We start from the raw sequence: 242 nt of genomic DNA, 5'->3' as shown, positions 1-242 counted from the left end.
CGAGGCCACGAGCGCCGCTTCGAGCAGCGACGCTTCGTCGTCGCCGGGCAGCTCGCCGCGCAGCATCAGCCAGATCATCTGCGGAAAACTCACGCGGCCGATCAGCTCCTGAATCGGAAAACCGCGCACGGCGATCGAGCCGGGATGAATGTCGATGATCGAGGTGCGCCAGTAATCGGCGCAGAGGGCGGCGAGGTCGGTGTTCGTCGTGCTCATGTTCAGATGACTCCTTCGGCGCGCAG

The 242-nt window shown here is 64.9% G+C and carries 1 protein-coding gene; it reads right to left on the bottom strand.

Annotated features, from left to right (window positions below; translation table 11 throughout):
- The coding region (locus tag SB816_RS34420; protein ID WP_410548549.1) for a citrate/2-methylcitrate synthase at positions 1-216 on the bottom strand (216 nt) is incomplete at its 3' end.
- Positions 217-242 lie beyond the last annotated feature (26 nt).

It is taken from the genome of Achromobacter sp. SIMBA_011, from assembly GCF_046535435.1.
In the GTDB taxonomy this organism is placed as follows: Bacteria; Pseudomonadota; Gammaproteobacteria; order Burkholderiales; family Burkholderiaceae_B; genus Achromobacter; species Achromobacter dolens.
Note: the sequence above shows the minus strand (reverse complement) of the source record. Positions and strands in the feature narration are given on the sequence as shown.